The organism is Roseomonas sp. E05 (assembly GCF_030063475.1).
Classification (GTDB): domain Bacteria; phylum Pseudomonadota; class Alphaproteobacteria; order Acetobacterales; family Acetobacteraceae; genus Pseudoroseomonas.
The window spans coordinates 1-10,985 of the sequence record NZ_JASIRT010000061.1 but is presented as its reverse complement, the minus strand read 5'-3'; the positions used below and the strand labels follow the sequence as shown (position 1 = coordinate 10,985).

The 10,985-nt window shown below is 64.1% G+C and carries 5 protein-coding genes; all 5 read left to right on the top strand.

Annotation, left to right across the window (positions count from 1 at the left end):
• Nucleotides 1-291: ATP-binding protein (locus QMO56_RS26135; protein WP_283530506.1), on the top strand; the 291-nt coding region annotated here is incomplete at its 5' end.
• 262 nt (nt 292-553) lie between these two features.
• A complete protein-coding gene (locus QMO56_RS26130) occupies nt 554-748 on the top strand; it encodes a type II toxin-antitoxin system prevent-host-death family antitoxin (RefSeq protein ID WP_283530504.1) in 195 nt (64 codons plus the stop codon).
• Between the two features lie 217 nt (nt 749-965).
• Nucleotides 966-3,803: a DEAD/DEAH box helicase gene (locus tag QMO56_RS26125; protein ID WP_283530502.1), complete on the top strand. Its 2,838-nt coding sequence runs from the start codon at nt 966-968 to the stop codon at nt 3,801-3,803.
• Nucleotides 3,804-3,807: 4 nt separating this feature from the next.
• Complete coding sequence (locus QMO56_RS26120; RefSeq protein ID WP_283530500.1) at nt 3,808-8,616, top strand: Eco57I restriction-modification methylase domain-containing protein; 4,809 nt, start codon at nt 3,808-3,810, stop codon at nt 8,614-8,616.
• A 1-nt stretch (nt 8,617) separates the two neighbouring features.
• Entirely contained in the window at nt 8,618-10,873 is a 2,256-nt protein-coding gene (locus QMO56_RS26115; RefSeq protein ID WP_283530498.1) for a DEAD/DEAH box helicase, read from the top strand.
• Nucleotides 10,874-10,985 lie beyond the last annotated feature (112 nt).

Below are 10,985 nucleotides of genomic sequence, written 5' to 3'. Positions count from 1 at the left end.
GCCGATCTGCTGATCCTCGACGAGCTGGGCTACCTGCCGTTCAGCGCCTCAGGCGGTGCCCTGCTGTTTCACCTGCTCAGCAAGCTCTACGAGCAGACCAGCGTCATCATCACCACCAACCTCAGTTTCAGTGAATGGGCGGCGATCTTCGGAGATGCCAAGATGACCACCGCGCTCCTCGACCGGCTCACCCACCACTGCCACATCCTGGAGACCGGCAACGATAGCTTCCGCTTCAGGAACAGCTCCGCCACCCAAGCCCAGCGTGAAAGGAAACCACAGCCGACCTGACGAGATCTGAAAACCCCGCATCCACAACCCGGGTCAGATCCTCGTGGCAACCCCGGGTCAGGCCTCAGTGGCAATCAACACTGGACGGGCGGCAGCAGGAGGGGATGACGCTGCCGGGGCTGATGGAGCCGTTCCCGGTGGAGTGGGGGCAGCAGTCGAACGCATCGAGCGGACCATCTCACGAATTTCAACCAGACCGACAAAACCGGGTTGTGGTTCCGGCCAAAATGGCCAATCCTCGGGCTGATGCCGAGAATTGGAAATGGTGAGGCTTACGGCCAAGGAAGCGAAGTACAGATTTGGCCGGCTGATCGATATGGCGCGGTTTGGACTCGTAACGATCGAAAAGCACGGTAGGGCTGTTGTCGTAGTAGTCGCGGTCGAAGAATACGAGCGGCTGAAGTCGATCGGGTCGGATCGAAGCGTGAAAGCGCCACGTTCAAGCGAAAAGAAATGAGGCGGGGCGGAATGGCCGATCATGTCCGAACGGATCCATGTATGCGCAGGCTGCAGGATCAGCGGATGTGCTTGATCAAAGACTCTGCTGGGACGTGGTGCGCAAAGTGAGTGCGGTTCCTCAACCCGGATCTGTGATCCAGCTCCGCTCTGCCACCTGGAAGGTGCTAGGGACTTCGACCCTGAAGCGTGGGTTTCGAGAGGTCCACTGCCGCGGCGTGAGCGGGCTCGTGCGTGACAAAGAGGCCCGGTTTGTCTGGGACCTCGAAAAAGGTGCGGCCGTCCTCGATCCGGCGGCGGTCCGACTGGTCCCAGACACCTCGTCTGGTCTGATCGACACGAAGCTGCACCTCGAGGCCGCGTTCAGGGCGACGCCCACCACAACACGCTGCCCCCTCACGCTCGGACGGGCTGCGATCGACGACCTTACCTTCCAGCATTTGCCGGTGGAGCGGGCGCTAGCCCAGGACCGGGTTCGGCTTCTGATCGCAGATGACGTCGGTCTCGGGAAAACGCTCGAGGCGGGCCTGATCACCTCGGAGCTCGCCTGTCGCGGCCGGGCGGACCGGATCCTCGTGGTCACGACCCGCGCGATGCTGACCCAGTTTCAGAAGGAGTTCTGGACCCGGTTCTCGATCCCGCTCTCCCGGCTCGACAGCGCCGCGATCCGGCGGATGCGGAACCGGATTCCGGCCCATTACAACGTGTTCGACCAGTTCGCCCGGTCCATCGTTTCGATCGACACGCTGAAAAGGGACACCCAAATCCGGGACGCCCTGAAGCACTCCTACTGGGACCTGATCATCATCGACGAGGCGCACAATGCGGCCGAACGAAAGTCGGCGGCCGGGTCGAATTCGCAACGGGCGGAACTGGCCCAGCTTTTGTCCCGGCGGACCGACTCCCTGCTGCTGCTGACCGCGACCCCGCATGACGGGTCGCAAGAGAGCTTCGCGAGCCTAATCCGCATGCTGGACCCGACCCGTGTACCGGACCCGAGCCGCCTGCACAGGTCCGACATCGAGGATCTTGTTGTGCGCCGGTTCCGGTCCTCGCCGGAGGTGGTCGCAGATATCGGCCGCGCTGTCCCGAAGCGGGAGCTCTTCCCGCGCAACTTCCCGCTCAGTCCGCAGGAGGAGGGCGCCTATCAGGCCATCGCCGACCTCCACCTCGATCTCGACGAGGAGCAGACCAGGGGGCGCGCGATCGACCTGTTCCGGACCACGATCGCCAAGTCGATCTTTTCCAGCCCGGTCGCCTGCCGCGAGACGCTCGAGCGGCGGATCCGCGGGATCGAGAACGGGACCGCCCGCGGTACGGATGCAGACCGGGAGCGGCTGCGGTCGCTGGCCGACATGGTGGCCGCGATTGATACTGGCGCGTTCAGCAAGTACCAGGAGCTCTTGCGTCTGCTGCGCGAGTTGCGCTGGACCGGCAGGGCGCCCCGGGACCGGCTGGTGATCTTCTCGGAGCGGATCGCGACCGTCTCTTGGCTCGCCGAGCGGCTGCGTGAGGATTTGGAACTCTCACCGGACCAAGTGGCGCGGGTGGACGGTGGCAGCGTCGAGGCGGACGTCCGGACCCAAGAGGTGATCGAAGCGTTCGGCCAGGAGCGATCCCCGATCCGGATCCTGATCGCCTCCGACATGGCGTCCGAGGGGCTCAACCTCCACTTCCAGTGCCACCGCCTGATCCATTTCGATCTCCCGTGGTCCCTTCTGCGGTTCCAGCAGCGCAACGGGCGGATTGACCGGTACGGCCAGGACCGGCCGCCGCAGATCAGCTACTTCGTAGGGGAGAGCACGCACCCCAAGGTGCGTCAGATGTGGGTCCTCGAGAAGCTTGTCGCCAAGGACGAGGCGGCCCAGGCGGGCGTCGGGGACCCGGCCGTGTTCCTTGGCGCGGGGGACGCGGAGGGGGAGGAGGCGGTCGTCGCAGAAGCGGTCGCGTCCGGGATCGGCGCGGAGGCATTCGAGCGGCAGATGGACGAGCGAGCCGCTGAGGCGACCTGCCACATGTCGGTCGACGACGAGTTTGCGGCCCTATTCGGAGATTACGCGGCGCCGGCGCCGGCTGCGGCGGCAACCTCCACGGATCAGGGCCCGCCCAGGCTCTACCGGGACACGTTCACCTACGCGCGTGCGATGATCGAGCGGCTGTCCCGGCCCGAGGAGAACGCCTTCCCGGAGGTACCTCGGATCCATGAGACGGACCGGCTGATCCAGCTCGCCATCCCGGGCGACATGCGGGCCCGGGACGGGTTCGGCTACGCGAGCGAGGGCGCCGTTGACGGTCGGTTCATGCCAGAGGAGGCGGTCGGCCCCGGGGACCGGATCGAGCTGACCGACCAACCCGCTGTGATCAACCAGGCGATCAGTGACGCGAAGGCGCAGGAGCGGGCCTGGCCGACCGTCCAGTACCTCTGGGACGGGCATCCGATCCTCGAATGGTTCGCGGACCGGGCCAGCACCTTCTTCCCGGAACATGCGGCGCCGGTGGCGTCGCTCGCGGGCCGGCTGCTTCCCGGGGAGGTTGCCGTGATCCTGCACGGGGCGATCCCGAACGCGAATGGGGCCCCGGTCGTGGACCGGTGGGCCGTGGTGATCCGCTCTCCGGACGGGACGATCCGGATCGAGGAAGTGGGGACGTTCCTCACCCGGACGCGGCTTTCGGAAGATACCCCGAGCCGCCCCCTGGAGGACCTGTCAGCCGCGAATGCGGCCATCCCGATCGCCGTGGACCGGTTCCAGACCCACCTCGTCGAGCTGCGGAAGGCGCGGGTAGCGGAAATTCAGCGAGACCTTGACGCGGTCCTCGAACGGCTTGCCGCCCTGGAGACGCGGTTCCGGGCCCAGCTCACGCTCGACCTCGGCGATGTACCCGCGGGCGATGCGGGGATGAGCCCGGTCGAGAAGAGACGCCTGACGATCCGCCGCAAGCGGGAGCAGGAAATCAAGAAGCTTTTCCACGACTGGGCAGAGTGGTTCGACCGGACTCGTAAGATGGTAGCCGACCCGAACCCGCACGTGGACGTCAAAGCCGTATTTGTGGGGTGACCGGGTGGACCTGGTCGGAATCGAAAACGAGGCTGAGTTCTTCCCGTCCGGGACCCTGTCGGACGTGCTCAAGGATGAGCTTCAGGACATCACCGCTCGCTGGGCCAGCCTTGAGCGGAGTGCTCACCCCGTGGAGCGGCTCGTGCGGGTTGCCGGCCCGACGATGGAGGCGCTGAGGCAAGCCCGGAACAGCTCTGACCGGTCCCGGCGCGCCGAGCTGGTCCGTGACGCCCATCACGCCGTCCTCAGCGCCTTTGGCTATGAGTGGCGGCGGGAGGGGGTCTTTACTGCGCTCGACGGGGCGCCGGTGATCCCGCTCGTCTCCCGTGCCGCGGACGCGACCGGCCGTGACGCGCTCTGGGTGATCGAGGCGCCGGTGCCCGCGCCGGAGGACGAGGCTTCCGATCCGCTCGGCGCCTGCTTCACCGCGGAGCAGCTTCCGCCGGACCTGCGCGACGCGGCCCTTCTCGACCGGACCATCGAGTCTGTCCTCGCGGAGGGGGTTTTCGAGTTGTCCGACGGGCCGCGTCACGTGCTCGTCGTCGGCCTGTCGCAGCTCGTCCTGATCGACAAGCGAAAGTGGCCTGCCCGGTCCGTCCTCCGGTTCGACCTGCAGGAGATCTTCACCCGCGCGGACCGGGACACGCTGACCGTCATGGCGTGCCTGATCTCCCGCGAGGCGCGCGTCCCGGACCAGGGGGTGCCGATCTCGGATCGGCTCGAGGAGGAGGCGCAGCGAAACGCCAACGCGGTCACCAGCTCGCTGAAGCGGACCGTCCGGGACGCGATCGAGCTGCTGGGTCAGGAGGTGATCGCGGTGACCGGCGGGAAGTACCCGTCCACCTTCCCGGACCCGGCCCGGCGAGGGGTCTGGATCGACGGGCCTGAGCTGTCGCGCGAGTGCCTGCGCTACATGTACCGGCTACTGTTCCTGTTCTACGCGGAAGCGAACCCGCGCCTGAAGCTCCTGGACATGCGCAACCCGATCTACGCGACCGGGTATTCGCTCGAGGCGCTGCGCGAGCTGGAATCCGCCCCGCTGCGGACCACGGCGGACCGGGAGGGGTCCTTCCTTTGGGAGAGCCTCCAGCGGACCCTCGACCTCCTCTACACCGGCCTCGATCTCGCCGACGAGGAGCGGGGGACCGGGCTACGCCTGCCGGCCGTGAAGGTGTCCCTGCTCGACCCGGCGAGCACGCCACTCCTGAACGGGCTGCGGCTGCGCAACGAGGCGATCCAGCAGGTGATCCGGCTCCTGTCGCTCCGGTCTACCGGAAGGAGCACCGGTCGGATCTCCTACGCCAAGCTCGGGATCGGCCAGCTGGGCGCGGTCTACGAGACCCTGATCTCCTTCACCGGGGTCGTCGCCAAGGCGGACATGATCGAGCTGAAGCCCCGCACGGGACGGTCGAACGACACGGCCGAGGACGGGGAGGGCATAGAGGCGTCTGAGGTTGAGTCGGACGAGGAGGTCGATGAGGGCCCGCCCGATGGTGAGGAGGCCGAACAGGAGGACGCGTTCCGCCGGGACAGGGTCGACAAGCTGGCCCCGAGCTGGTTCGTCCCGCGCAGCCGGATCCGCGAGTTCGCCCGGGACGAGATCGTGTTCAACGGGTCGGAGGCGCTGGTCTATCCCAAGGGGACCTTCATCTACCGGCTCGCTGGTCGGGACCGGGAGAAGTCCGCGTCCTACTACACGCCCGAACCGCTCGCCCGTCTCCTCGTCAAGCACGCGCTGATGGAGCGGTGCCGGGACCTTCAGGCGGACCAGATCCTGGAGCTGAAGATCCTCGAGCCTGCGATGGGCTCCGCCGCGTTCCTGGTGGAAACCACGAACCAGCTCGCCGACCTCTACCTCGAGCGCAAGCAGAAGGAGACGGGCCGGACCATCCCGCAGGAGGACATCGTCCTCGAGAAGCAGCGGGTCCGGGCCTACATCGCGGACCGGAACTGCTTCGGGGTCGACCAGAACCCGATCGCGGTCGAGCTGGGGGCGATCTCGCTCTGGCTGAACAGCCTCCACGGGAGCGAGTTCTCGCCCTGGTTCGGGGACCAGCTCCACGCCGGCAACTCCCTGATCGGGGCGCGCCGGGCCGCCTATGACCCGTCCCTCCTCAGCGCCAAGGCGCAGGGAGACCTCTGGTTCACCGGCAAACCCGATGAGATCGGCTGGCGCAACCGCCTGCCGGACGGCCATGTCTGGCAGTGGCTCCTGCCTGCCAAGGACATGGCGAACTTTGACAAGGAGAAGTCGATCGCCCCCTTCGCCAAAAACGCGCAGGATCAGATCAAGGAATGGCGGAGAGGCGGGTTCTTCAAGAAGCTGGAACCGCACGAGATCAAGCTGGTCCAGAAGCTCAGCCGTATTGCCGAGGCGTTGTTCGACCAGGTCGCAGAAGACCTCGCCAAGACCCGCTCCGCCGCGAATGACGAGATCACCCTTTGGCCCGGCAAGGTGATGGCGGGCAACAGGGGGATGGACTTCCACGAGAAGGCCCGTAGCAATGCCCAGCTGATCGGGGCCGACCAAGCGACCAACACGCTGCCCTACAAGCGGCTCAAGACCGCACTGGACGCCTGGTGTGCGCTCTGGCTCTGGCCGTTGGACAAGACGGACCAGCTGCCCAGCCGGGCGGAGTTCCTGCAGGGGATGGCGATGATCCTCGAAGGGGGATTCACCGCCGACGGCGCGCTGGCCGCGCCGAGCGTGACGGAGTTCGCGGATCCGGCTCCGGACTTCCTAGACCTGCTGGAACCGGACGCACCCGCGCGCGACCTGTTCAAGGCGGCCGCCAAGCGGCAGGATCGGCTGTTCCGGGAAACGAATGTCGAGGCCCTGATCGAGAATTTTGACTGGCTGAAGACGGCGGTCGAGGTGGCCGAGCGCGAGCTCTTCGTCCATTTCGACCTGATCTTCGCCGATGTGATGAAGGCGCGGGGCGGTTTTGACGTGGTTGTGGGGAACCCGCCCTGGGCCAAGCCCTCGTGGAACGAGGGAGAAATGCTTGGAGAGATTGATCCGTTAGCATTGTGTCGAGAGCTTTCTGCTTCGGATTTGCTTCGCAACAAAGAAAGCACGCGTAGATTTCTGGCAGAGTTCGTTGCCAAAAAGGGCTTCATGTCTGTAACTTCCAATGCAAATTTTTTCCCCTTTGCTGGGTCTGGGGGGAATAACTCCTATAGATGCTTTATTGATTTAAGTATAAAATCCATTTCATGCGAAGGTATTATTGCATTGGTGCATGAAGATGGGCACTTGGTTGAGCGGGGTGAAAGCGTCCTTAGAACTGAGGTGTACCCTCGCCTCCTAAAGCACTTTCACTTTAGAAACATAATGAAAAATAGGATGTTCTCCGAAATTGGCCATAAGCGAGAATATTCTTGTAATGTGTATCGGGCCTCGCCTAAAGAAATTGGATTTGAATACGTCTACGGAGCGGTGCTGCCGTCCCAAGTTGAAGAGTGTTATGCGCACGATGGTGTGGGCCCACTCCCGCCGGAAAAGGATGCGAATGGCAACAGATCAACTCGAGGACATCTTCGTAGAATTGTGAAAGTGACTAACAGTGATTTCGATAAAGATGATGGTGTGTTCGCGGTATTGGATGACAGGCGGACCTCTGCACCACCATTGGTTAGAGTTCTAGGTTCTGATTTCCAGAGTGCTTTGCGGAAGCAGGCTGAAAACTCCTTGGATATGCCTCGTTACTTTTTCAGCAACATGGTCCCAGAGAATTCAAAATCGAACACTTCACCCCTCAAGAGGGACCCAAGTTTTCCAAGCGATCGTAGCGAAGTAATTTTGGCATCTCCACACATTGGTGATGCTTCCGTGCTTTTCCAGTGTTCGAATGGTAGAGCGCAGACGCATGGAGATTATGACGTAATCGACCTAATGGAAATACCATCAGAATACTTTCCGCGTACCAAATATTCTTGGCGGACCAGTGGATCCAAGGCAGAATATCAGTCCTACGCGTCTACATTCCGTCTGGGGTTTCGACGTCGCGTTGATATGACCGGAGTGCGTTCATTCTCATGCGCGATTATTCCTCGTGGCTGGTCGCACATAGAAACTGTTTCCAGTGTGCAATTAGACAATGAGGCAGACTTGCTATCCTCGGCAGCAATCGGATTTTCACTTGTGGCCGATTTTGTGACGAGATCAGTCGGGCAGACGACGCTCCGCCAAGGTGCGTTTTCAGTGCTGCCTTTTGCGAAGCTTTGCTCAGAATCTCACTCTCGAGTTCTGCAACTTACTTGCCTGACAAAAGATTTCGAGCAACTTTGGAATAGCAGCAGACCACATTTAACACCACCAAATTGGTCTCTCAAAAAGGTGGTGGACCTCACAGCTTTCCCAGTTATCTGGGATCGGACTGCGGGTCTCCGGACCGAGTTCGCCCGCCGTATGGCGCTGGTCGAGATCGACGTGCTGGTTGCGCAGGCACTCGGTCTGACCCTCGACCAGCTGATCGAGATCTACAGGATCTACTTCCCGGTCCTACAGGAGAATGAGGCGGGCACCTGGTACGACCAGAACGGCCGGATCGTCTGGACCTGCTCCAAGGGCCTGCCCGGCGTCGGCTGGCTGGACGACCGCGGCAAGAGCCCAGGCCGCGCCGCCTGGGAGAGGAGCCTCGCCGACAACCCTTCGGCACTGACCTGCACCGCCATAGACGATACGATGCCTGGCGGACCCCGCACGGTCACCCGCCACTTCGTCGGCCCCTTCACCCAATGCGACCGGATCGAGGACTACCGCCGCGCCTGGGCCCATTTCGAGCGGCTGAAACTCGAAGAGGTCGCCTGAGATGAACCCGGTCCTCCTCGCCCGTCATGTGCAGGACAGCCTGCGCGAACTGGTCCACACGACCCTCAACAGCACCAGCCCCGCCTTCGAGGGGATGGTGGAGCGGTTCATGGCGGAGCCGGGGAATTTCCTGAAGGGGCCGTGGATCTCGGTCGACATGCCATTCCGGCAGATCGACGGGGCGGCGGACGCGACCTGGCCGCAGCCCTTCCCGGAAGTGCCGCTGCGCTTCGCGCCCTACCAGCACCAGACGGACGCCTTCGCCAGGCTGAGCGGGGAGGCGATGCGTTCGACACTGGTGGCGACCGGGACTGGGTCGGGGAAGACGGAATCCTACCTCTGGCCGATCCTCGATCACTGCCGGCGAAACAAGGGCAAGCCCGGGATCAAGGCGATCCTCATCTACCCGATGAACGCGCTGGCGACCGACCAGGCGCGCCGGATTGCGGACGCGCTGAGCCGGATCCCCTCGCTACAGGGGGTGCGGGCGGGGATATACGCGGACGCGGAGCCGCAGAACCCGGCGCATGAGGTGACCTCGGAAAGCGTGATCACCCATCGCGAGACGATGCGGAGGAACCCGCCCGACATCCTCCTGACCAACTACAAGATGCTCGACTACCTGTTGCTGCGCGGGCGCGACAAGTCGCTCTGGACGCAGAACGACCTGGAGACGCTCCGGTTCCTGGTGGTCGACGAGATGCACACCTTCGACGGGGCGCAGGGAGCGGACCTTGCTCTCCTGCTGCGTCGGCTGAAGTACCGCCTGAACACCCCGGATGGTCACCTGATCTGCGTCGGCTCCTCGGCCACGCTCGGCTCCGGCGAGGATGCTGCGACAGACCTGAGGCGCTACGCAGAGACGATATTCGGTGAGCCGTTCGACGCGGGCGCGGTGGTCCGGGAGACCCGCAAGGGCCCGAACGAGGTGTTCAAGGACCCGGAATATCTGGACCGCCCCGACCCTGCCGAGATCCACGCGGCCCTGCGCGACGCGGCGGAGATGGACCAGCCGGCGGCTGCGCGGCGCCTGGCCGCTTGCCTCTTTCCGGACCGGACGGCTCCCGACCTCGCCTTCCTCGATGAGGGTGACCCGGCCGACCCGCCCTGGCGGATCGCGCTCGGGGACCGGCTGGTCCAGCATCACCTGTGCCAGCGGACCCTGAAGATCATCGCCGAGCACAAGGGGCCTGCCTCGTTGGAGGTGATCGCGGCCGGCCTCGGACAGGTCCGGGCCCTTCGGGACTGGCCGGAGACGGACAAAAGCGCGCTGGCTGAACTGGTCGTGGCCTTGGTCGCTTGGGCCAGATCCGGAACGGTCGAGAGCCCGAGGCCCCTTTTCAACGTTCGGCTTCAGCTTTGGATCCGGGAGATGTCCCGGATGGTTACGACCCTGCCGCGGCTTGAGGCGGGCGGGTTCCGCTCACAGATGGACCTGTTCCACGCGCTAGACCTGGATCGGCAGATGCTCCGCCAGGCCCTGCCCGTCGTGAACTGCAACCGGTGCGGAGCGACGGCGCATCTCGGGCGGCAGGACGCCCGGTCGAAGTCGCTCCACGCGGATCTCGAGCAGCTCTATCAGGAGTTCTTCGACGAGAACGGGGCAGACCGGATCCGGCTCATCTATCACGAGTCGATCGACCGCATGGTCCAGGCCAGCGGCGCCGGGGGCCATATCGTGAAGGGGGTTCTCAACGCGAACACGGTCGAGTTCACCCCGGCAGATCACGACCATCTCGAGCCAGGACCAGCCTCGCCGGTCTGGATGTACAACCCGACGGACGCAAACGGCCGGATCGATCGGACCTGCCCCGCCTGCGGACAGGCGCGAGGGCTCCTCCTGTTCGGGATGCGGGCGGCGCGTCTGACGAGCGGCATTACCGGGACGCTCTACACGTCGGAACAGAACGAGGAGCGGCCAGAGGCGAAGCCGCGCTTCCTGATGTTCTCGGACTCGGTTCAGGACGCGGCACACCGGGCGGCGGTCGCCGAAACCCGGAATGCCCTATCCGTCTACCAGAAGGCGCTTTACGGGGCCCTACGCGGCACGGAGAGCGGGGGGATGAGCCTGCACGAGGTGATCGAGGAGGTCCCTCGCGCGCAGTTGGCCGATCTCGGCCCGGACGGGTTCACAGCCCTCTTCATCCCGAAGGAGCTGACCTGGCGGCGCCGGTACCAGGATCTGATCGAAAGCGGGACATCGATCACGGACCCGGTCTTTCTCGAACATATCCGGATCAGGCTCGGCTGGGTGTAGCACGTCGATTGGGATGAGCGCTGGGCGTCAACTATGATGAGCGCCGCGGATGCGGTGGTGAAGGTTGTCCAGATGTCGCGCTGCGACAAGAGGGGACGGTAATTGACGTTGC